The 20,894-nt window shown below is 67.1% G+C and carries 18 protein-coding genes and 2 tRNA genes; 19 read left to right on the top strand and 1 reads right to left on the bottom strand.

From position 1 onward, the window contains the following. The first annotated feature begins 37 nt into the window (after positions 1-37). From hisS to ED208_RS12360, 7 genes are all read left to right on the top strand, one after another. The gene (hisS, locus tag ED208_RS12390) at positions 38-1,315 is read left to right on the top strand and encodes a histidine--tRNA ligase (RefSeq protein ID WP_123212217.1); all 1,278 of its coding nucleotides are present in this window, start codon (positions 38-40) and stop codon (positions 1,313-1,315) included. A gap of 105 nt (positions 1,316-1,420) precedes the next feature. Then, positions 1,421-2,050, top strand: coding sequence for a YfgM family protein (locus tag ED208_RS12385; protein WP_123212216.1), 630 nt, complete (start codon positions 1,421-1,423; stop codon positions 2,048-2,050). Positions 2,051-2,076: 26 nt separating this feature from the next. After that, on the top strand, positions 2,077-3,240 hold the full coding sequence (gene bamB / locus ED208_RS12380; protein ID WP_123212215.1) for an outer membrane protein assembly factor BamB: 1,164 nt from the start codon (positions 2,077-2,079) through the stop codon (positions 3,238-3,240). Further along, entirely contained in the window at positions 3,237-5,078 is a 1,842-nt protein-coding gene (gene der / locus ED208_RS12375) for a ribosome biogenesis GTPase Der (RefSeq protein ID WP_366512229.1), read from the top strand. The genes bamB and der overlap by 4 nt, the downstream gene beginning before the upstream one ends. Positions 5,079-5,233: 155 nt before the next feature. Next, positions 5,234-5,803, top strand: coding sequence for an elongation factor P (gene efp / locus ED208_RS12370; protein ID WP_123212214.1), 570 nt, complete (start codon positions 5,234-5,236; stop codon positions 5,801-5,803). Between the two features lie 121 nt (positions 5,804-5,924). After that, entirely contained in the window at positions 5,925-6,941 is a 1,017-nt protein-coding gene (gene recA / locus ED208_RS12365) for a recombinase RecA (RefSeq protein WP_123212246.1), read from the top strand. Positions 6,942-6,948: 7 nt separating this feature from the next. Beyond that, complete coding sequence (locus ED208_RS12360) at positions 6,949-7,401, top strand: regulatory protein RecX (protein ID WP_123212213.1); 453 nt, start codon at positions 6,949-6,951, stop codon at positions 7,399-7,401. 65 nt (positions 7,402-7,466) lie between these two features. Here the strand turns inward: ED208_RS12360 and ED208_RS12355 are convergent, their stop codons facing one another. Beyond that, positions 7,467-8,072, bottom strand: coding sequence for a phosphatase PAP2 family protein (locus tag ED208_RS12355; RefSeq protein ID WP_123212212.1), 606 nt, complete (start codon positions 8,070-8,072; stop codon positions 7,467-7,469). Positions 8,073-8,215: 143 nt separating this feature from the next. Here ED208_RS12355 and alaS point away from each other — a divergent pair, with 143 nt between their 5' ends. The 12 genes from alaS to ribD all read left to right on the top strand — a co-directional run bounded on the left by alaS (position 8,216) and on the right by ribD (position 20,801). Continuing rightward, on the top strand, positions 8,216-10,840 hold the full coding sequence (gene alaS / locus ED208_RS12350; RefSeq protein WP_123212211.1) for an alanine--tRNA ligase: 2,625 nt from the start codon (positions 8,216-8,218) through the stop codon (positions 10,838-10,840). A 74-nt stretch (positions 10,841-10,914) separates the two neighbouring features. Further along, positions 10,915-12,141, top strand: a complete 1,227-nt coding sequence (locus ED208_RS12345; RefSeq protein ID WP_123212210.1) for an aspartate kinase — start codon at positions 10,915-10,917, stop codon at positions 12,139-12,141. A 107-nt stretch (positions 12,142-12,248) separates the two neighbouring features. Continuing rightward, the gene (gene csrA, locus ED208_RS12340) at positions 12,249-12,443 is read left to right on the top strand and encodes a carbon storage regulator CsrA (protein ID WP_123212209.1); all 195 of its coding nucleotides are present in this window, start codon (positions 12,249-12,251) and stop codon (positions 12,441-12,443) included. Positions 12,444-12,539: 96 nt separating this feature from the next. After that, a tRNA-Ser gene (locus ED208_RS12335) sits at positions 12,540-12,633 on the top strand. Between the two features lie 25 nt (positions 12,634-12,658). Further along, a tRNA-Arg gene (locus ED208_RS12330) sits at positions 12,659-12,735 on the top strand. A 154-nt stretch (positions 12,736-12,889) separates the two neighbouring features. After that, positions 12,890-13,174, top strand: a complete 285-nt coding sequence (locus tag ED208_RS12325; RefSeq protein WP_123212208.1) for an FmdB family zinc ribbon protein — start codon at positions 12,890-12,892, stop codon at positions 13,172-13,174. Between the two features lie 83 nt (positions 13,175-13,257). Next, a complete protein-coding gene (gene aspS, locus ED208_RS12320; protein ID WP_123212207.1) occupies positions 13,258-15,042 on the top strand; it encodes an aspartate--tRNA ligase in 1,785 nt (594 codons plus the stop codon). Between the two features lie 44 nt (positions 15,043-15,086). Continuing rightward, positions 15,087-16,409, top strand: coding sequence for a hypothetical protein (locus ED208_RS12315; RefSeq protein WP_123212206.1), 1,323 nt, complete (start codon positions 15,087-15,089; stop codon positions 16,407-16,409). Between the two features lie 140 nt (positions 16,410-16,549). After that, the gene (gene nadA, locus ED208_RS12310; protein WP_123212205.1) at positions 16,550-17,662 is read left to right on the top strand and encodes a quinolinate synthase NadA; all 1,113 of its coding nucleotides are present in this window, start codon (positions 16,550-16,552) and stop codon (positions 17,660-17,662) included. A 104-nt stretch (positions 17,663-17,766) separates the two neighbouring features. Beyond that, positions 17,767-19,041 (top strand): serine hydroxymethyltransferase, encoded by a 1,275-nt coding sequence (glyA, locus tag ED208_RS12305; protein ID WP_123212204.1) that lies wholly within the window; start codon positions 17,767-17,769, stop codon positions 19,039-19,041. A 3-nt stretch (positions 19,042-19,044) separates the two neighbouring features. Continuing rightward, on the top strand, positions 19,045-19,560 hold the full coding sequence (gene nrdR, locus ED208_RS12300) for a transcriptional regulator NrdR (protein ID WP_123212203.1): 516 nt from the start codon (positions 19,045-19,047) through the stop codon (positions 19,558-19,560). Further along, positions 19,557-20,801 (top strand): bifunctional diaminohydroxyphosphoribosylaminopyrimidine deaminase/5-amino-6-(5-phosphoribosylamino)uracil reductase RibD, encoded by a 1,245-nt coding sequence (ribD, locus tag ED208_RS12295; protein ID WP_233575061.1) that lies wholly within the window; start codon positions 19,557-19,559, stop codon positions 20,799-20,801. The genes nrdR and ribD overlap by 4 nt, the downstream gene beginning before the upstream one ends. The last annotated feature ends 93 nt before the right edge of the window (positions 20,802-20,894 follow it).

Raw genomic sequence — 20,894 nt, 5'->3', positions numbered from 1 at the left:
AGCGCCTTCGCCGTCGCCTTCCTCAAAGAGTTTTCCCATGAGCAAATCCATCCAGGCCATCCGTGGCATGAACGACGTGCTGCCCGCCGATTCGGCGCTCTGGCGGCATGTCTTCAATACCGCCGCCGAGGTGTTCGGCGCCTATGGCTACGGCGAGATCCGCCTGCCCATCGTCGAGCGCACCGAGCTGTTCAAGCGCGCGGTGGGCGAGGTCACCGATGTGGTGGAGAAGGAGATGTACGCCTTCGCCGACCGCGGTGGTGAGGAGATCGCGCTGCGCCCCGAGGGCACCGCCGGCTGCGTGCGCGCCGGCATCGAGCATGGCCTCTTGCACAACCAGCAGCAGCGCTTCTGGTACGCCGGCCCGATGTTCCGCTATGAGCGGCCCCAGGCTGGCCGCTACCGGCAGTTCCACCAGATCGGCGTCGAGGCCTATGGCATGGCCGGGCCGGATGTCGATGTCGAGGTCATCGCCCTGTCGGCGCGCCTGTTCAAGCGCCTGGGCTTCCGCGACCTGACGCTGGAGATCAATTCCCTGGGGGGCAAGGAGGCGAGGGCGGCCTACCGCGCCGCGCTGGTCGCCTTCCTGGAGCGCCACGAGGCCAGCCTCGACGAGGACTCCAAGCGTCGCCTGCACAGCAACCCGCTGCGGGTGCTGGACTCCAAGGTGCCGACCACCCAGGCCATCGTCAGCGAAGCGCCGAAGCTGCTGGACTATCTGGAGGCCGACTCGCTCAGCCATTTCGAGGGCTTCCAGCAGGGGCTCGCCGATCTCGGCATCGGCTACGTGGTCAACACCCGCCTGGTGCGCGGCCTCGACTACTACACCAAGGGCGTGTTCGAGTGGACCACCCGCCAGCTCGGCGCCCAGGGCACGGTCTGCGCCGGCGGCCGTTACGACGGTCTGGTCGAACAGATGGGCGGCGCGCCGACGCCGGCGGTGGGCTTTGGTGCCGGGGTCGAGCGCCTGATCCTGCTGTTGCAGGCGCAGGCGGTGAACCTGCCTTCGGCGGGCTCCCAGGTGTATTTCTGCACCCTGGGCGAGGCCGCCGAACGCGAGGCCCGCAAGTTGGCCGAGACCTTGCGCGAACAGCTGCCCGGCCTGCGCCTGGTGCTCAATGCCGGCGGCGGCAAGCTCAAGAGTCAGCTCGGCCGCGCCGACAAGTCCGGCGCCAGCCTGGCCCTGGTGCTGGGCGAGGCGGAACTGGCCCGGGGCGCGGTTCAAGTAAAATCGCTGCGTCAGAGCCTGCCGGACCAGGAACTGGCGCTGTCCGAGCTGGTCGCTCGCCTGCCGGGCTTGCTGCCGGCGGCCTGATCGCCAATCACCTCGCGGCGCCGCTGTTCCCCGCTGCAAGGACTCCAGACAACTTTTCCGCATCCGCCCGGTCGGATGCCTTCACCACTAGACGAGAAGCACACGATGTCGCACTACGACGACGAAGCGCAGGCCGAACAGATCAAGAACTGGTGGCGCGAGAACTGGATGCCGCTGGCGGCCGGCCTGGTGCTGGGCCTCGGCGGCATCTTCGGCTGGGAACAGTGGAAGGACCATCAGCAGGTGCGTGCCGGCGAAGCCGCGCGGATGTTCGAGGACCTGAAGACCGCGCTGGTGGCCGACAAGGCCGACGAGGCGCGCAGCATCGGCGACAAGCTCAAGACCGACTACGCCAACACCCCCTATGCCGCGCAGGCGATGCTGCGCCTGGCCCAGCACGCCGTGGAGCGCTCGCGCTACGACGAGGCGCTGCCGCCGCTGGCCTGGGTTGCCGACAACGCCGCCGATCAGGAGCTGCGCCCGCTGGCCAAGCTGCGCGAAGCGCGAGTGCTGGCGCAGCAGGGCAAGTTCGACGAGGCGCTGAGCCGCCTGGACGGCGTTGGCGAAAGCTATGCCGCCCTGGTCGAGGAACTGCGCGGTGACATCAAGCTGGCCCAGGGCGACCGCAAGGCCGCCCGGGGTGCGTTCGAGAAGGCGCTGGCGGCCAGCGATGCCGCCGCCGCCAATCGTGAGACCCTGCAGCGCAAGATCGACGATCTTGCCGACGCTGCCTGAAGCCTGCTTCCAGGAAATCCCCGCACATGAAGTTCGCCCTGTCTTACCGCGCGCTGGCCCTGGGCCTGGTCGTCGCCGCCACCGGCCTTGCTGCCTGCTCCGAGAAGGTGAAGCTGCGCGAGCCCGCCAAGCTGCAGGACATCGACCAGCCGAAGCTGAAGGTCGAGCACGACTGGTCGCGGAGCATCGGCGAAGGCGCCCAGGGTCGACCCTCCGGTCTGCGTCCGCTGCTGGAAAGTGACGCCCTCTACGCCGCCGAATCCGGTGGCGACGTCTACGCCCTCGATCCGGTCAGCGGTCGCGAGCGCTGGCGCGCGCGCACCAAGGCGAGGGTGGTGGCCGGCCCCTCGGTGGTGGGTGACCTGGTGCTGGTCGGCACCCTTGATGCCGAAGTCATCGCCCTGCGCCGTGCCGACGGTAGCGCGGTCTGGCGCGCCCAGGCCTCCAGCGAAGTGCTGGCGCCGCCGGCCGGCTCTGGGGATGTCGTCGTCGCCCGCTCGATTGACGGCCGTGCCTACGGCTTCTCGGCCGCCGACGGCAAGCGCCTGTGGAGCTTCGACCGCACCGAGCCCAACCTCAGCCTGCGCGGCCTGTCGGCGCCGGTGGTGGAAGGCAACCGGGTGCTGATCGGCATGGACAACGGCCGCCTGGCGGCGGTGCGCCTCGACGACGGCCAGGCGGTGTGGGAGCAGCCGATCTCCAGCCCCAGCGGCCGTACCGAGCTGGAGCGCCTGACCGACATCGACGCCGCCCTGGTCTCCACCCTCGACGGCGTGCTGGTCGCCAGCTATGGCGGCGACGTGGCGCTGATCGAACCGGCCAACGGCGAGAGCCGCTGGCGCCGCATCGTCAAGTCCTACGCCGGCCTCGCGGTGGGCAAGGACAACGTCTACGTCAGCGACGCCGACGGCGTGGTCTGGGCGCTGGACCTCGCCACCGGTGCCGCCGCCTGGAAGAACGAAAGCCTGAAGTACCGCCGGCTGTCGCCGCCGGCCTTCTTCGCCGGCCATGTGGTGGTCGCCGACTACGAGGGCTATGTGCACTTCCTCGACCCCCGTGATGGCAGCGTGGTGGCGCGCAGCCGCGCCGGCAAGGAGCCGATCCTGGCGCCGCCGGCGGTCAGTGACGACCGCCTCTACCTGCTCAACGTGGACGGCAAGCTCAGCGCGCTGCAGGTCAAACCCCGTTGAAACTCAGCCCCAACAAAGGCGGCAAGGGACGTAGCAAGAAGCCGCGTCCGGGTGCCAAGGTCAAGGTCGCCGCGCCGCGCAAGAAGGCCGCCAAGCCCGAGACCGCCGCTGCCGCGCCGGCCGCCAAGTACCAGCCCTGGAAGAAAGCCAAGGCCAAGGTTTCGGTCGACGAGCGTCTGGCCGAAGAGACCGGCGTCAAGCCGCGCAAGCCGGCGGCGCCCAAGCCTGCCGCCAAGCCGGCCCCCGCGCCCGAGCCGCTGCCGCCGGCCCGGCCGCGCGGCTTCGTCGCCCAGGCGCTGCAGGATCTCGACCTGCTGGCGAGCGGCGAAAAGCTGGAGGACGTGATCGAGGAGTACCAGCTCGACGAGTTCGCCGAGGACGAGGAATACCAGGACGAGGAAGCCCTCGCCGAGGGCGACGACGAGTCCGCTGCGGTGGAGCTGGTGGAAGCACCGCCGCTGCCGGTGGTGGTGCTGGTCGGCCGCCCCAATGTCGGCAAGTCCACGCTGTTCAATCGCCTGACCAATACCCGCGATGCCTTGGTCTACGACTTGCCGGGGCTCACCCGCGACCGTCAGTACGGTCAGGGGCGCTTCGAAGGCAAGAGCTACATCGTGGTCGATACCGGCGGCCTGTCGCCGGCCGAGAACGATGCCCTGGCGATGCTCGCCGAGGAGCAGGCACAGATCGCCCTGGAGGAAGCCGACCGGGTGTTCTTCCTGGTCGATGCCGAGTCCGGCTGCCTGCCGGACGACGAGGCCATCGCCCGCCGCCTGCGCAAGCTGGGCAAGCCGGTGACGGTGCTGGTCAACAAGGCCGAGGGCAAGCCGGTGCTGCGCACGGCGGCCGAGTTTCATGTGCTCGGCCTCGGCGATCCCCGCCCGGTCTCGGCCGAGCATGGCGACGGCATCACCGCCCTGCTGCGCGAGCAACTGGCCGGTTTTCCCGAAAGCCACGAGTCCTATCAGGACGACGGCATCATCCGGGTGGCGGTGGTCGGTCGCCCGAACGCCGGCAAGTCCACGCTGGTGAATCGCCTGCTGGGCGAGGACCGGGTGCTGACCGCCGACGTCGCCGGCACCACCCGCGACGCCATCCGGGTGCGCTTCGAGCGCGACGGCCACCGCTACGAGCTGATCGACACCGCCGGCATCCGGCGCCGTTCGCGGGTCAGCGAGGTGGTGGAGAAATTCAGCATCGTCAAGGCCTTGCAGGCCATCGAGGACGCCCATGTGGTGATCCTGGTGACCGACGCCCACGACGAGATCTCGACCCAGGACGCCAAGCTCATGGGCCTGGTCGCCCAGCGCGGCCGCGCCCTGGTGCTGGCGATCAACAAGTGGGATCACCTGGCCGACGACAAGCGCGCCTGGATCAAGAGCGAGATCGACTTCCGGCTGCCGTTCCTGGACTTCGTGCCGCCGCACTTCATCTCCGCGCTGCACGGCTCCGGCCTGCGCGAGCTGATGGAGGACGTGGTGCTGGCCTACGAGTCCACCACCATGGACATCCCGACCCCGGAACTGACCCGGGCGCTGGAGGCGGCGGTGGACCGTCACAGCCCGCCGGCGGTGCTGGGGCGGCGCATCAAGCTGCGCTACGCGCACCAGACCGGCACCAACCCGATCCGCATCCTGGTGCACGGCAACCAGACCGAGAAGCTGCCGCTGTCCTACCACCGTTACCTGATCAACGAGTTCCGGGCGGCGTTCCAGTTGAAGGGCGTGCCGATCCTGCTCGAGTTCAAGACCGGCGAGAACCCGTTCAAGGGCAAGCGCAACGTGCTGACCAACCGCCAGCTCAAGAAGCGCCGCCGCACCCTGGAGCGGTTCCGCTGACCCCGGGAGGCCGGGCTTCGTCCTGAAGCCGGCCACCCCGGCCTCGTGCTAGCATTTCGGCCCTCGAAGTCGGGACCAGCGGCGTGTTCACAAGCGCCGTCCAGAAGCTTTCCGCGCCACGCGGACCAACCACATTTTTCAAGCAGACCCAGATCATGGCCAGCGTCAGCACCAACGAAATGAAGGCGGGCACCAAGGTGCTCATCGACGGCAATCCGTTTTCCATCGTCGACAACGAATACCGCAAGCCCGGCAAGGGCCAGGCCACCAACAGCCTGAAGATCCGCAACCTGCGCAATGGTCGCGTGATCGACATCACCCTGAAGTCCGGCGACACCCTGGAAGTCGCCGACGTCGAGGACGTGGAACTGCAGTACGTCTACAACGACGGCGAGTTCTGGACCTTCATGGACCCGGTCAGCTTCGAGCAGACCATGGTCGGCGCCACCCAGATGGAAGAAGCCAAGCTCTGGCTCAAGGGCCAGGAGACCTGCCGCATCACCCTGTTCAACGGCCAGCCGCTGCAGGTGCTGCCGCCCAACACCGTGGAGCTGCAGATCGCCGAGACCGACCCCGGCCTGCGTGGCGACACCTCGGGCGGCGGCGGCAAGCCGGCCACCCTGGAAACCGGCGCCGTGGTGCGCGTGCCGCTGTTCGTGCAGCAGGGCGAAGTCATCAAGGTGGACACCCGTACCGGCGAGTACCTCGGCCGTCTGGGCAAGTGACTTGCGCCTAGCGCAAGTCATCCCCGCGAAGGCGGGGATCCAGTTTTTGCTGTGAGCACGGCGCGTCTTTCGAGGCGCGCTCGTCATTTAAGGGAACCACGAAAGGGGACTCACCATGGCCATCGACGACAACCGCAAGAAGGCATTGGAAGCCGCGCTCTCGCAGATCGAGAAGCAGTTCGGCAAGGGCGCGATCATGCGCATGGGCGTGGACGAGCGCCCGGAGGTGGAGGTGATCTCCACCGGCTCCATCACCCTCGACTCCGCGCTCGGCATCGGCGGCGTGCCGCGCGGCCGCGTGGTGGAAATCTACGGACCGGAATCCTCCGGTAAAACCACCTTCGCCCTGCACGTCACCGCCCAGGCCCAGAAGACCGGCGGCGTCTGCGCCTACATCGACGCCGAGCACGCGCTCGACGTGACCTACGCCGAGAAGCTGGGCGTGCAGGTTGGCGATCTGCTGATCTCGCAGCCGGATACCGGCGAGCAGGCGCTGGAAATCGCCGACATGCTGGTGCGCAGCAACTCCATCGACGTGATCGTCATCGACTCGGTCGCCGCCCTGGTGCCGAAGAGCGAAATCGAAGGCGAGATGGGCGAGGCCAGCGTCGGCGTGCAGGCGCGCCTGATGAGCCAGGCGCTGCGCAAGCTCACCGGCTCGATCAACCGCAGCAAGACCCTGATCATCTTCATCAACCAGCTGCGCATGAAGATCGGCGTGATGATGCCCGGCCAGTCGCCGGAAACCACCACCGGCGGCAATGCGCTGAAGTTCTACGCCTCCATGCGCCTGGACATCCGCCGCATCGGCGCGATCAAGAAGGGCGACGAGGTGATCGGTAACGAAACCCGCGTCAAGGTCGTCAAGAACAAGCTGGCGCCGCCGTTCAAGCAGGTGGTGTTCGAGATCATGTACGGCGAGGGCATCAGCCGCGAGGGCGAGCTGATCGACCTTGGCGTCGAGCACAAGCTGGTCGAGAAGTCCGGCGCCTGGTTCGCCTACAAGGGCGAGAAGATCGGCCAGGGCAAGGACAACGCCAAGGCCTATCTGCGCGAACACCCCGAAGCGGCGGGCGAGATCGAGGCGGCGCTGCGCGCCAAGCTGCTCCCAGGCAAACGTGAGAAGTCGGAAGCCTGAGGAACCCTTGACTCCGGAAGCCGCCCGCCTGAAGGCGATGCGGCTTCTGGGCCGCCGGGAGCATTCGGCGTGGCAGCTTTCGCGCAAGCTGAAGGCCAAGGGCGTTGAAAGCGAGGTGGCGGAGGAAGTGATCGGCTCGCTGGCCGATTCCGGCTGGCAGAGCGACCCCCGCTATGCCGAGGCCCTGATCCGCAGCCGCATCGCCCAGGGCCACGGCCCGCTACGCATCCGTGCCGAGCTGTCGGTGGCCGGCCTGGACGAAAGCCTGATCCGCGAGGCCCTGGACGCCGCCGACTGCGACTGGACCGCCCTGGCGGTCGAAACCCAGGCGCGCAAGTTCGGCGGCCCGCCGACCAACCTCGCCGAAAAGCAGAAGCAGTACCGCGGCCTGGCCCAGCGCGGTTTCACCGGCGAGCAGATCCGGGCGGCGCTGAAAGGCGATTTCGACCAGGACGACTAGACACCGTGGCGAGCTGGCGACGGCTAGCCCAACCGATCCCGCTGCGGTTCGCGGCGCTCCGACAACTAGTTGTTCGAGCAGGGCGGCAGAAGCGCGGCGTACTCGTGGCTGAGCCGAGCCAGGTAGGCCTCGAACGTCGGATGCCAGTTGAGCGTGTGAAACAGCGTTGCGCCCAGAGCGGCGCCGACGATGGCCGCCAGCAGCGGAAACCGGCTGTGGTCCCGACCCCGGCTGGCCAGGCCAAACCCGAAAAGCACACTGGCGCCGATGGCGATGCCGAACAGCACCTCGGGCCCGGTATGCGCCCGCACCACCACCCGCGAGTAGCCAATCGCGGCGATCCACAGACCGCCGGCCAGCGCGATCAGGCCGGCCTGCCAGCGGGGTCGCTGGCTCTGGGCCAGTAGTGCGATGCCGCCGTAGATGAAGCTGCCGAAGCCGGCGTGGCCGCTGGGGCTGCGCATCGCCAGCTCGGTCAGCGGGCAGCCGTTGAAGTAGACCTTGAGCAGGGCGATGAGCGCGGCGCAACTGCCCAGGGCGATCAGCCAGAGCAGGGCCATGCGCCGGGCGCCGGTCCACAGCAGCCAAGCGGCGACGAACAGGCCGAGCAGGCTCAGCAGTGCGAAGTCGCCGAAGCCGGTGAGCCTGGACAGGAGTAGCTTGAGTGTCATCCGCACTCTGAGTGCACGAGGCGCGCCAAGTTCAGGCGGGCGGTCTGGCGGAATTGGGGAGCCGATCCGGGATCGTCCCCGCTGGGGCAGCACCGGCGCGCCTTGGCTTGTAAAATGCGGGACTTTTTTTGAGCCCCGCCGCCATGACCAGCAACGAACTGCGCGCGAAATTCCTCGCGTTCTTCGCCTCCAAGGGCCACGAGATCGTGCGTTCCAGCCCGCTGGTGCCGGGCAACGACCCGACGCTGCTGTTCACCAACGCCGGCATGGTGCAGTTCAAGGACGTGTTCACCGGCCAGGATCACCGCCCCTACAAGCGGGCCGCCTCCAGCCAGAAATGCGTGCGCGCCGGCGGCAAGCACAACGACCTCGAAAACGTCGGCTATACCGCGCGTCATCACACCTTCTTCGAGATGCTGGGCAACTTCAGCTTCGGCGACTACTTCAAGAAGGACGCGATCCACTACGCCTGGGAATTCATCACCAGCCCGGCCTGGCTGGGCATCGACAAGAGCCGCCTGCTGGTCACCGTCTACCACAGCGACGACGAGGCCTTCGGCATCTGGCGCGACGAGATCGGCGTGCCCGAGGCACGCATCGTTCGCATCGGTGACAACAAGGGCGCGCCCTACGCCAGCGACAACTTCTGGGCGATGGGCGACACCGGCCCCTGCGGTCCCTGCACCGAAATCTTCTACGACCACGATCCCGACGGCTCCAAGGGTATCTGGGGCGGCCCTCCGGGTTCGCCGGAAGAGGACGGCGACCGCTGGATCGAGATCTGGAACGTGGTGTTCATGCAGTTCGAGCGTCACAAGGACGGCCGTCTGGAAAAGCTGCCCAAGCCCAGCGTTGATACCGGCATGGGCTTGGAGCGCATCAGCGCGCTGATGCAGGGCAGCAACGACAACTACCAGACCGACACCTTCAAGCAGTTGATCGGTGCGGTCGCTGCCCTGGCCGGCCAGCAGCCCTACGCGCAGGCCTCGCAGAAGGTGATCGCCGACCACATCCGCGCGACGAGCTTTTTGATCGCCGACGGCGTGCTGCCGTCCAACGAGGGGCGTGGCTATGTGCTGCGCCGGATCATGCGGCGCGCCATCCGCCACGGCTACAAGCTGGGGCTGAACGAGGCCTTCTTCTACAAGCTGGTCGCCCCTCTGGTGGCGGCGATGGGCGAGGCCTTTCCCGAACTGGTCGAGAAGCAGGCGGCCATCGAGAAGGCGATCCGACAGGAGGAAGACAGCTTCGCGACCACGCTCGACAAGGGCATGAAGCTGCTCGACGAAGCCATTGCCAAGTTGCAGGGTGAGACCACCATCCCCGGGGAGGTGGTGTTCAAGCTCTACGACACCTACGGCTTCCCGCTCGACCTCACCGCCGACATCGCCCGCGAGCGCAATCTCAAGCTCGACGAGGCTGGCTACGAGCGTGAGATGGAGGCGCAGCGCGAGCGTGCCCGCGCCGCCAGCAAGTTCTCCAGTGCCGAGGGCCTGAAGTACGAAGGCGCCGCCACCGTTTTTCAGGGCTACGACCAGCTGTCGCTGAGCGATGCCAAGGTGCTGGCGCTGTATCGCGGCAGCCAGCCGGTCGAGTCGCTCGCCGTCGGCGACGAGGGCACCGTGGTGCTGGATCGCACGCCGTTCTACGCCGAGGGCGGTGGCCAGGTCGGCGATGCCGGCCGGATCGCAGGCTTCGCGGTGGCCGATACCCAGAAGATCGCCGGTGGTGCGTTCGGCCATCACGGAAAGCTGGAGCAGGGTTCGATCAAGGTCGGGGATCTGGTTGCTGCGACGGTCGAAACCAGCCAGCGCCGCGCCACCGTGCGCAACCACTCCGCCACCCATCTGATGCACCGCGCGCTACGTGAGGTGCTGGGCAGCCACGTCGCCCAGAAGGGCTCGCTGGTCAATGCCGAGCGCACCCGTTTCGACTTCAGCCACGGCCAGGCGGTGACCGCCGAGGAGATCGCCGAGATCGAGAAGCGGGTCAACACCGCCATCCTCGCCAACGTCGAGGTCGCGGCCAGGCTCATGGGCTTCGACGACGCGGTGAAGTCCGGCGCCATGGCCCTGTTCGGCGAGAAGTACGGCGCCGAGGTGCGGGTGCTGAGCATGGGCGACTATTCGACCGAACTCTGCGGCGGCACCCATGTCGCCCGCACCGGCGACATCGGCCTGTTCAAGATCGTCAGCGAAGGCGGCGTCGCCGCCGGCATCCGCCGCATCGAGGCGGTGACCGGCGAAAACGCGCTGGCCTATGTGAGCGAGCTGGAAAGCAAGCTCAAGTCTGCCGCCGGCCTGCTGCGCGCCGGCGCCAATGATCTGGGCGCGAAGATCGAACAGACCCTGGACCGCGTGAAGCAGCTCGAAAAGGAGCTGGCGGCAGCCAAGGGCAAGCTGGCGGCCAGTGCCGGCAACGACCTCGCTGCGCAGGCGGTCGAGATCAAGGGTGTGAAGCTCCTGGCGGCGGTGGTCGAGTCCGACGCCAACGGCTTGCGGACGCTGCTCGACCAGCTCAAGAACAAGCTCGGCTCCGGCATCGTGCTCCTGGGCGCGGCGGGCGAGGGCAAGGCCAGCCTGATCGCCGGCGTCACCGCCGACCTCACCGCGAAGGTGAAGGCGGGCGAGCTGGTGAACTTCGTCGCCGGCCAGGTCGGCGGCAAGGGCGGTGGCCGGCCGGACATGGCGCAGGCCGGTGGCACCCAGCCGGAGAATCTGCCGGCGGCGGTGGCCAGCGTGGCGGCTTGGATCGAGGCAAAGCTGTAGGCGCGGGCTTGCCCGCGACCTGCGGATTATTTTGGAGAGGGTGATCGCGGCCTAGGCCGCTCCTACATAAAAACATGGCACTGATCGTTCAGAAATACGGCGGCACCTCGATGGGCTCGGTGGAGCGCATCGAGCACGTGGCCAGCAAGGTTGCCTCCTTCATCGCGCGTGGCGACCGGGTGGTGGTGGTGGTGTCGGCGATGTCCGGCGAGACCGACCGCCTGCTCAAGCTGGCGAAATCCATCAACCCGCGCGGCAACCAGCGCGAGTTCGACCAGATCGCCGCGACCGGCGAGCAGGTCACCATCGGCCTGTTGGCGCTGGCGCTGGAGAAGCAGGGGCTGAAGAGCCGCTCCTACACCGGTCCGCAGGTGGCGATCCGCACCGACAGCGCGCACATGAAGGCGCGCATCCAGTCGATCGACGCCGACAAGCTGCTGGCCGATTGCGCCGCTGGCATCGTGCCGGTGGTCGCCGGCTTCCAGGGCATCGACGCCACCGGCTCGGTGACCACCCTCGGCCGTGGCGGCTCGGATACCACCGGCGTGGCGCTGGCGGCGGCGCTGAAGGCCGACGAGTGCCAGATCTACACCGATGTCGACGGCGTCTACACCACCGATCCGCGCGTCGAACCCAAGGCCCGTCGCCTGGACCGCATCACCTTCGAGGAAATGCTGGAAATGGCCAGCCTCGGCAGCAAGGTGCTGCAGATCCGCTCGGTGGAATTCGCCGGCAAATACAAGGTGCCGTTGCGGGTGCTGTCCACCTTCGTGGAAGGCCCGGGCACGCTCATCACTCTTGACGAGGAAACCAAAGTGGAAGACCCGCTGATCTCCGGCATTGCCTTCAACCGCGACGAGGCCCAGTTGACCGTGGAGGGCGTGCCTGACCGCCCGGGCATCGCCGCCGCCATCCTCGGGCCGATTGGCGACGCCAACATCGAGATCGACATGATCGTGCAGAACGTCGCTGCCGATGCCACCACCGACTTCACCTTCACCGTCAACCGGGTCGACTACGACCGCGCGCTGGAAGTGGCCAAGAAGGTTGCCGCCGAGCTGGGTGCCAAGGGCGTGCGCTCGGCGCTGGACATCGTCAAGGTCTCGCTGGTAGGCGTGGGCATGCGCAGCCATGCCGGCATCGCCAGCCAGATGTTCAAGGCGCTGGCGGCGGAGGGCATCAACATCCGCATGATCTCCACCTCCGAGATCAAGATCAGCGTGGTGATCTCCGACAAGTACCTGGAGCTGGCCGTCCGCACCCTGCACAAGGCGTTTGGCCTGGAGGGCGCGACCGCTTAGCGGCCAAAAGCCGTCGCCCGCACTTTTTTTGGTGTTTGTTGACCACTAAACGTCAGCCCGTGCGTTAGGGACACTTCACTCGATGGAACGGTCCCTGGAGAAACGGAATGCTCATCTTGACGCGGCGGGTCGGCGAAGCTCTGAAGATCGGTGACGACGTCACCGTGACGGTGTTGGGGGTCAAGGGCAATCAGGTGCGGCTGGGTATCAATGCACCGCGCACGGTGGCAGTGCATCGCGAGGAGATTTTCGAGCGCATCGCCGAAGAGGCGGGGGCGGCATTGGAGCAGCCGCGTCACTGAAAGCGGGGTGGGCCCGGAAAATAATCTGGGCCGGCGCCTTTACCGGCTGCCATGCTTTCAGTAAGATGCGCGCCTCGCTGGGGAGACCCGGTGCTCGGAGAGATGGCCGAGTGGACGAAGGCGCTCCCCTGCTAAGGGAGTATAGGGCTTTAAAACCTTATCGAGGGTTCGAATCCCTCTCTCTCCGCCATTCTCGGATTTAGTTGTTGTTGCATGCGCCCGTAGCTCAGTTGGATAGAGCACTTGGCTACGAACTAAGGGGTCGGAGGTTCGAATCCTTCCGGGCGCACCATTTGTTGTTTGGGTAAGGCGGTCTCACCGCCGACGAAGAAGCCGCCTCCGGGCGGTTTTCTTTTGTCCGCCGCCATGCAAGGGCGGGGCAGGGCTTGAAAGCCGTTTGCCGAGCCCCATCGCTGGCTCCGTCCAGTTGATTTCAGGATTGCTCCATGCCGATCTACGAATACTCCTGCCAGGCCTGCGGTGCGCAGACCGAGATTCTTCAGAAACTGTCCGATCCGCCGGCGACCGATTGTCCGGCCTGCGGCAAGCCGGCGCTGAGCAAGTCGGTGTCGGCCGCCGGTTTCCGGCTGGCTGGCGGCGGTTGGTACGAAACCGACTTCAAGACCGGCGCCAAGAAGAATCTGGCCGGCGACAGCAATACTTCCTCGGCTGCCAGCGGTGAGTCCAGCGCTGCTCCGGCGCCGGCCTGCGCCAGCGGCGCCTGCGGCTGAGCGACTGCCCAGCGGGCTGCGCGCACTGGGGGACGGGGCGCGGCTACAATGCGCGTCCCGCGTAAGTAGCCCACAAGCCCAGCATGCTGCGTTCCCATTACTGCGGCCAGGTCAATGAGACCCTGGTCGGCCAGACCGTCTCCGTTTGCGGCTGGGTGCATCGCCGCCGCGACCATGGCGGCGTCATCTTCATCGACCTGCGCGACCGCGAAGGTCTGCTGCAATGCGTGTTCGACCCGGACGCGGTCGAGGCCTTCGGCGCCGCCGACAAGCTGCGCTCCGAGTATGTCGTGCAGATCACCGGCCGCGTGCGGCCGCGCCCGGCCGGCACCGAGAACGCCAACCTCGGCAGCGGCAAGATCGAATTGCTGGGCAAGGAAGTCACGCTGCTGAACAAGGCTGAGACGCCGCCGTTCCACCCCGACGACGAGACGGTCGGCGAGGAAACCCGCCTCAAGTACCGCTACATCGACCTGCGCCGCCCGCAGATGCAGAAGAACCTGCGCCTGCGTCACGAGGTGGTGAAGCGCATCCGCAACTTCATGGACGCCAAGGGCTTCGTCGATGTCGAGACGCCGATCCTGACCCGCGCCACGCCGGAAGGTGCGCGCGACTACCTGGTGCCCAGCCGTACCCACCCCGGCAGCTTCTTCGCGCTGCCGCAGTCGCCGCAGCTGTTCAAGCAGTTGCTGATGATGTCGGGCCTGGATCGCTACTACCAGATCGCCCGCTGCTTCCGCGACGAGGACCTGCGCGCCGACCGCCAGCCGGAATTCACCCAGCTCGACGTCGAGACCAGCTTCCTCAGCCAGGCCGAAATCATGGCGATCATCGAGGAGCTGGTGAAATACCTGTTCCTCGACGTGCTGGGCGTCGACCTCGGCACCCTGCCGCACATGAGCTACGAGGAGGCGATGCGCCGCTACGGCTCCGACAAGCCGGACCTGCGCAACCCGCTGGAGCTGGTCGATGTGAAGGACCTGCTCAACGACGTCGACTTCAAGGTCTTCGCCGGCCCTGCCAACGATCCCAAGTGCCGCGTCACCGCCTTGCGCGTGCCCGGCGGCGCCAAGCTGCCGCGCAGCAAGATCGACGCCTACACCGAGTTCGTGAAGCTCTACGGCGCCAAGGGCCTGGCCTACATCGTCGTCAACGAATGGAGCAGCAAGGGCCGCGACGGCCTGCAGAGCCCCATCGTCAAGAACATCCACGACCGTGGTCTGGCCGGCGTCATCGAGCGCACCGGCGCGCAGGACGGCGACCTGATCTTCTTCGGCGCCGACAAGTCGCAAGTGGTCAGTGATGCCCTGGGCGCGCTGCGCCTGAAGCTCGGCAACGACCTGGGCCTGACCGAGAAGGGCTGGAAAGCGCTGTGGGTGGTCGACTGGCCGATGTTCGAGTGGGACGAGCGCGAGGGTGGCCGCTGGGTCTCCCCGCACCATCCCTTCACCGCGCCCAAGCAGTTCGACGCGCAGGCGATCCGGAACAACCCGGGTGAGATCGTGTCCCAGGGTTATGACATCGTCCTCAACGGCATTGAACTCGGCGGCGGCAGCGTGCGCATCCACAGTTCGGAAGTGCAGCAGGCGGTGTTCGATCTCTTGGGTATCACGCCGGACGAGCAGCAGGAAAAGTTCGGCTTCCTGCTGGAAGCGCTCAGCTACGGCGCGCCGCCGCACGGCGGTCTGGCGATCGGTATCGACCGCATGATCATGCTGATGGCCGGCGGTAGTTCGATCCGCGAAGTGATTGCCTTCCCCAAGACCCAGACCGCGCACGATCCGCTGACCAATGCACCGGGGGCGGTCGATGCCAAGCAGCTGCGCGAGTTGCACGTGCGCAGCACGGTTACCGCGCCCGCCGCCTGAGCGCCCTAAGAAATCTTGACCCAAGTTTGCCTGGAGCTGATCCGATGACGCTTTCCTCTCTCCGCCGTGGTTTCCAAGGCTTGGCCGTGGCCGGCGGCCTGATGTTGAGCGCCTGCGGAGGCGTCGGTGATGGCATCGCGCCGGTGAAATCCGCACTGTTGCCGCTGGGCGGCGTCGAAGGCGCGGCCAGCACCAAGGCCTACACCTGCCTGAATACCTCGGTGCAGTTGGTGGTGACCTTCAGCAACGGCGCGCGCGGCGACTTCAGCTCGCGGGCGGTGTGGAGCAGCAGCAATCCAGAGTTCGTCAAGGTCAGCAATGCCGACTTGCCGGTGCCCGGTCAGGAAGGTTCGTTCTACGGGCGTGGCGTGCTGATCCCGGTGGCGGCCGGCACCAGCACCATCACCGCCAAGTACCTGGATTTCAGCAGCTCGATCCAGGTGGTGGTGAGCGATCCCACCAATGTCCGGATCATCCCCGCCGAGGCGGATGTCGCGGTCGGCGCGCTGTCGGATCTGTCGCTGTCGGCCGATCTGGACGGTGTTACCGGTGCCATCGACAGCCTGGCGACCTGGAGCTTCGTGACCGCCAACGACAGCGTCGCCACCATTGCCTCCGCCACCGGCGTAATCACTGGCGTTGCCGAGGGCGGTCCGCTCAGCGCCAAGGCCAGCATTCCCGGTTGCACCGCTTCGGTGTTCAGCAACGTCACTGCTCCGGTCAGCGTTTCCAAGCTCGACAGCCTCGCGCTGACCAAGGAATTCACCGACCGCAGCCAGTTGCTGGTGGGCACCACCGAGCGCATCACTGCGACTGGCACCCTGGCCAACGGCAAGACCCAGGATCTGTCCGGGCAGGTGGCGTTCACTTCCTCCGACAGCGCCTCCATCACCTTCCTGGTCGGCAGCCTGCGCAACCTGGTTTTCGCCTCCAAGGAATCGGCCAGCCCGATCAACCTTGGCGCCACCTTTACCTACGGCCCCACCGGCAGCACGACCACCGTGACCGCGCCGACCCTGCCGATCACTCCGGTGGCGGGCACGCTCTCCAAGGTGACGGTGAGCCCGGTGACCTCGGACATCGCGCCCGGTGGCACTCTGGTGTTGAAGGCGACCGGCGAGTACACCACCACCGCCACCATTCCCACCCAGGACATCACCCGCCACGTCACCTGGAGTTCGGCGGACACCACCCTGGTGACGGTGCAGACCAACAGCGGGACCGTCAATCCGCTGGCCGGCGTCGCCCAGGCCAGCAGCACGGCGGAGACTGGCAAGACGGTGGTGATCACCGCCGCCAATTCCAACGCGACCACCCAGACCAGCGCCACCAGCACGCTGACCATCCAGCCGGCCGCCAGCCCCTGATCCGGGCCGGTCTCCACCGCCACCGGTAGGGGGTGGTGGAGGCTTCCGCTACAATAGCTAGGTTTCTCTCGGTTCCCCGGCCCGGTGCCGGCCGCCCCTATGACTGCTACGCAGGCGCTCGCGCGCCGGGGAGTGCAGCGATGACCGCCGCCCTCAAAATCGACCCCAAGCTGGACAGCTACAGCTTTCTGAGCGACGAGGAATGCGACGCCAAGATCGTCGCTGCCAAGTCCAAGCTCGGCAAGCGCCTGGCCATCCTCGGCCATCACTACCAGCGCAACGAGGTGTTCAAGCACGCCGATTTCTCCGGCGACTCCTTGAAGCTCTCGCAGATGGCGGCCAAGACCGATGCCGAGTTCATCGTCTTCTGCGGCGTGCACTTCATGGCCGAGGTGGCGGACATCGTCACCGATGGTCAGCGCACGGTGATCCTGCCCGACCTCGCCGCCGGCTGCTCGATGGCCGACATGGCCAATCTGGTGAAGGTGAAGAAGTGCTGGGAGGAGATCAGCAGCGTGCTCGACCCGGATCAGCACGTCACGCCGGTCACCTACATCAACTCCGCCGCCGACCTGAAGGCCTTCTGCGGCAGCCACGGTGGCATCGTCTGCACCAGCTCCAACGCCAAGGCGGTGCTGGAATGGAGCTTCGCGCGGCGCGACAAGGTGCTGTTCTTCCCCGACCAGCATCTGGGTCGCAACACCGCCTACATGCAGATGGGCATCCCCTTGGAGCAGATGGTCACCTGGGATTTCATGAAGCCGCGCGGCGGACTGACCGACGAGCAGATCCGCAACGCCAAGATGATCCTGTGGAAGGGCTTCTGCTCGGTCCACCAGATGTTCCACCCCAACCACATCGCCAAGTTCCGCGAGCGGGTGCCGAACGGCCTGGTGATCAGCCACCCCGAGAACGACCTCGAAGTCTGCGGGAAGAGCGACTTCGTCGGCTCCACCGAATACATCCTGCGCACCGTGCGCTCCAGCCAGCCGGGCACGCACTGGCTGGTCGGCACCGAGCTGAATCTGGTCAACCGCCTGGCCGACGAGATGAAGGCCAAGGGCGTCACCGTCGAGTTCATGTCGCCGATGGTGTGCATGTGCTCGACCATGTTCCGCACCGACCCGCAGCATCTCGCCTGGGTGCTCGACAGCCTGGTCGAGGGCAAGACCGTCAACCAGATCCGGGTGCCGCGCGAGATCGCCCAGCCGGCGCGCGCGGCGCTGGACCTGATGCTGGAAGTGGTCGACTGAATCCTATTGCGGATTGCGGATTTCGGATTGCGGATGGACGGCAATCGCGAAACCAGCGCTCCGCCTCGCTTCTTCAATCCGAAATCTGCAAACCGAAATCCGCCATGTTCAAGAACGCTCCCAGCCTCGCCGTCGCTGACCCCGAACTGTTTGCCGCCATCACCGCCGAGAACGGCCGGCAGGAAGCGCACATCGAGCTGATCGCCTCCGAAAACTACGCCTCGCCGGCGGTGATGCAGGCGCAGGGCAGCCAGCTCACCAACAAGTACGCGGAGGGCTATCCGGGCAAGCGCTACTACGGCGGCTGCGAGTTTGTCGACATCGCCGAGAACCTCGCCATCGAGCGTCTCAAGCAACTCTTCGACGCCGATTACGCCAACGTCCAGCCGCATTCCGGCGCCCAGGCCAATGCCGCCATCTTCCACGCCCTGGTCAGCCCCGGCGACACGGTGATGGGCATGAACCTCGCCCAGGGCGGTCATCTCACCCACGGGCACCCGGCCAATTTCTCGGGCAAGAACTACAAGATCGTGCCCTACGGCCTCGATCCCGAAACCGGCCTGATCAACTACGACGAGCTGGAAAAGCTGGCGCTGGAGCACAAGCCCAAGCTGTTGATCGGCGGCTTCTCCGCCTACTCGCGGATCAAGGACTGGAAGCGCATGCGCGAGATCGCCGACAAGGTCGGCGCCTACTTCTGGGTCGACATGGCACACATCGCCGGCCTGGTCGCTGCCGGTGAGTACCCGAGCCCGCTGCCCTACGCCCACGTGGTCACCAGCACCACGCACAAGACCCTGCGCGGTCCCCGTGGCGGCATCATCGTCAGCAAGGGCCAGCCGGAGGAGTTCAACAAGAAGTTCCAGTCGGCGGTGTTTCCGGGCATCCAGGGCGGCCCGCTGATGCACGTCATCGCCGCCAAGGCGGTGGCCTTCAAGGAGGCGCTGGACCCGAGCTTCAAGGTCTACCAGAAGCAGGTCGTCGCCAATGCCCGCGCCATGGCCAAGGTCTTCCTGGATCGCGGCTACAAGGTGGTTTCCGGCGGCACCGACGACCATCTCTTCCTGCTCGATCTGGTGGCCAAGAACGTCACCGGCAAGGACGCCGAGGCCAAGCTCGGCGAGGCGCACATCACCGTCAACAAGAACGCGGTGCCCAACGATCCGCGCTCGGCCTTTGTCACCTCGGGCCTGCGCATCGGCAGCCCGGCCTCGACCACGCGCGGCTTCAAGGAGGCCGAGATGGCCCAGGTCGCCGGCTGGATCGCCGACATCGTCGATGCCATGAGCGCCGGCGTGGAGGTCGATGCCACGGTCGCGCGGGTGCGCGAGCAGGTGGCGACGCTGTGCGCGCGCTTCCCCGTCTACGCGGCGAAGTAAGCGATGCAGTGCCCGTTCTGCAAGGCGCCGGATACGCGGGTCATCGACTCGCGGCTGGCCGAGGACGGGACCCAGGTGCGTCGCCGCCGCGAGTGCGAGAAGTGCTCGGGCCGCTTCACCACCTTCGAGAAGGCGCAGGTGGCGATGCCCTACGTGGTCAAGCGCGACGGCGTCAACGAGCCCTTCGAGGAAGACAAGCTGCGCAAGGGCCTGCAGATCGCCCTCTACAAGCGGCCGGTGTCGGCCGAGGCCATCGACCACGCCATCGAGAACATCCTGCGCAAGCTGCGCCAGACCGGCGAGCGCGAGGTCGCCAGCCACCGCATCGGTGAATGGGTGATGCAGGAGCTGCACGACCTCGACCACGTCGCCTATGTGCGCTTCGCCTCGATCTACCGCAGTTTCGAGGACGTCAACGCCTTCCGCGAGGAAATCGAGCGTCTGCAGAAGATGCCCAGCGCCGAGGCGCGCAAGAGCCAGTTGCCGCTGATCGACGAGCCCGAGCGTCGGCGGAAATGAAACCAGCACCGGACGCGGCCGCCCGGTTGATGGCGCGGGCGCTGCGCCTCGCCGAAGCCGGGCGCTACAGCAGCCATCCCAATCCGCGCGTCGGCTGTGTGCTCTGGCGCGATGGCGAGATCGTCGGCGAGGGGGCCCATCTGCGCGCCGGCGAGCCGCACGCCGAGGTCCACGCCCTGCGCCAGGCCGGCGAGCGCGCCCGAGGTGCCACCGCCTTCGTCAGCCTGGAACCCTGCAATCACCACGGTCGCACGCCGCCCTGCACCGAGGCGCTGATCGCGGCCGGCGTCAGCCGCGTGGTCGCCGCCATGGAAGATCCCAATCCCCTGGTCGCCGGCCAGGGTCTGGCGCGCCTGCGCGCCGCCGGCATCGCGGTGGAGGTTGGCCTGTTGCAGGCCGATGCTGAGCGTCTGAATCGCGGCTTCGTCTCGCGGATGCGCCGCCAGCGGCCGTTCCTGATCCTCAAACTGGCCGCCAGCCTCGACGGCCGCACCGCGATGGCCAGCGGCGAGTCGCAGTGGATCACCGGTGCCGAGGCGCGCGCCGACGTGCACCGCCTGCGCGCCGAGGCCGGCGCGGTGCTGACCAGCAGCGACACCGTGCTCGCCGACGATCCGGCGCTGACGGTGCGGCTGCCAGCGGACTATTGGGCGGGTCGCGGCCTTGCCATCCCTGGCGCGACCGGGCGGGGCTCGCCAGCCGCGCCGACTGCATCCCTGGCTTCGCATGCCGGAGGCGACAACGCCATTCACGGCGCCGTTGCCGGTCTGCGCCAGCCCGACCGCATCGTGCTCGACAGCCGTGCCCGCGTGCCGGCCAGCGCCAAGGTCTGGGCCGAGGGCGCGCGCCGTTTCCGCGTTACCACTGCGGCCCATGCCGCCGCACCGGTGGCGGCCGGCGTCGAAAGCCTGGCGGTGGAGCCCGACGCCTCGGGGCACATTTCCCTGCCAGCGCTGCTGCCCCTGCTCGCGCAGCGGGGCGTCAACGAACTGCTGGTCGAATGCGGGCCGCGGCTCGCCGGTGCCTTGCTGGCTTCCGGCCTGGTCGATGAACTGCTGCTCTACCTGGCGCCCGCGCTGCTGGGCCACGAGGGCAGGGCGCTGGCCGACTTGCCCGGCTTGCAGCGACTCGACCAGAAGATCGCGCTGCGTTATATCGACGTCCGCCAGGTCGGGCGCGATCTGCGCATCCTGGCGACACCGGAACCCTTGTCCCCTCCCCCGCGGGCGGGGGAGGGTTAGGGTGGGGGCGGTGACTCTCAATCGGCGCTTTGTCGTGGGGCGAAACGCCCCCATCCCAGCCTTCCCCCGCAAGCGGGGGAAGGAGTTTCGCCC

Source organism: Stagnimonas aquatica (assembly GCF_003730135.1).
Lineage (GTDB): Bacteria > Pseudomonadota > Gammaproteobacteria > Nevskiales > Nevskiaceae > Stagnimonas > Stagnimonas aquatica.
The sequence above is the reverse complement of the archived record's forward strand: the minus strand, read 5'-3'. Positions and strand labels throughout refer to the sequence as shown.

What these genes read in the sequence shown, in the direction of transcription:
- alaS (WP_123212211.1), top strand. Translation starts at nt 8,216, where the DNA reads ATGACCAGCAACGAACTGCGCGCGAAATTCCTCGCGTTCTTCGCCTCC.
- ED208_RS12325 (WP_123212208.1), top strand. Translation starts at nt 12,890, where the DNA reads ATGCCGATCTACGAATACTCCTGCCAGGCCTGCGGTGCGCAGACCGAG.
- glyA (WP_123212204.1), top strand. Translation starts at nt 17,767, where the DNA reads ATGTTCAAGAACGCTCCCAGCCTCGCCGTCGCTGACCCCGAACTGTTT.
- csrA (WP_123212209.1), top strand. Translation starts at nt 12,249, where the DNA reads ATGCTCATCTTGACGCGGCGGGTCGGCGAAGCTCTGAAGATCGGTGAC.
- hisS (WP_123212217.1), top strand. Translation starts at nt 38, where the DNA reads ATGAGCAAATCCATCCAGGCCATCCGTGGCATGAACGACGTGCTGCCC.
- nadA (WP_123212205.1), top strand. Translation starts at nt 16,550, where the DNA reads ATGACCGCCGCCCTCAAAATCGACCCCAAGCTGGACAGCTACAGCTTT.
- ED208_RS12315 (WP_123212206.1), top strand. Translation starts at nt 15,087, where the DNA reads ATGACGCTTTCCTCTCTCCGCCGTGGTTTCCAAGGCTTGGCCGTGGCC.
- ribD (WP_233575061.1), top strand. Translation starts at nt 19,557, where the DNA reads ATGAAACCAGCACCGGACGCGGCCGCCCGGTTGATGGCGCGGGCGCTG.
- nrdR (WP_123212203.1), top strand. Translation starts at nt 19,045, where the DNA reads ATGCAGTGCCCGTTCTGCAAGGCGCCGGATACGCGGGTCATCGACTCG.
- efp (WP_123212214.1), top strand. Translation starts at nt 5,234, where the DNA reads ATGGCCAGCGTCAGCACCAACGAAATGAAGGCGGGCACCAAGGTGCTC.
- ED208_RS12345 (WP_123212210.1), top strand. Translation starts at nt 10,915, where the DNA reads ATGGCACTGATCGTTCAGAAATACGGCGGCACCTCGATGGGCTCGGTG.
- ED208_RS12385 (WP_123212216.1), top strand. Translation starts at nt 1,421, where the DNA reads ATGTCGCACTACGACGACGAAGCGCAGGCCGAACAGATCAAGAACTGG.
- bamB (WP_123212215.1), top strand. Translation starts at nt 2,077, where the DNA reads ATGAAGTTCGCCCTGTCTTACCGCGCGCTGGCCCTGGGCCTGGTCGTC.
- aspS (WP_123212207.1), top strand. Translation starts at nt 13,258, where the DNA reads ATGCTGCGTTCCCATTACTGCGGCCAGGTCAATGAGACCCTGGTCGGC.
- ED208_RS12355 (WP_123212212.1), bottom strand. Translation starts at nt 8,072, where the DNA reads ATGACACTCAAGCTACTCCTGTCCAGGCTCACCGGCTTCGGCGACTTC.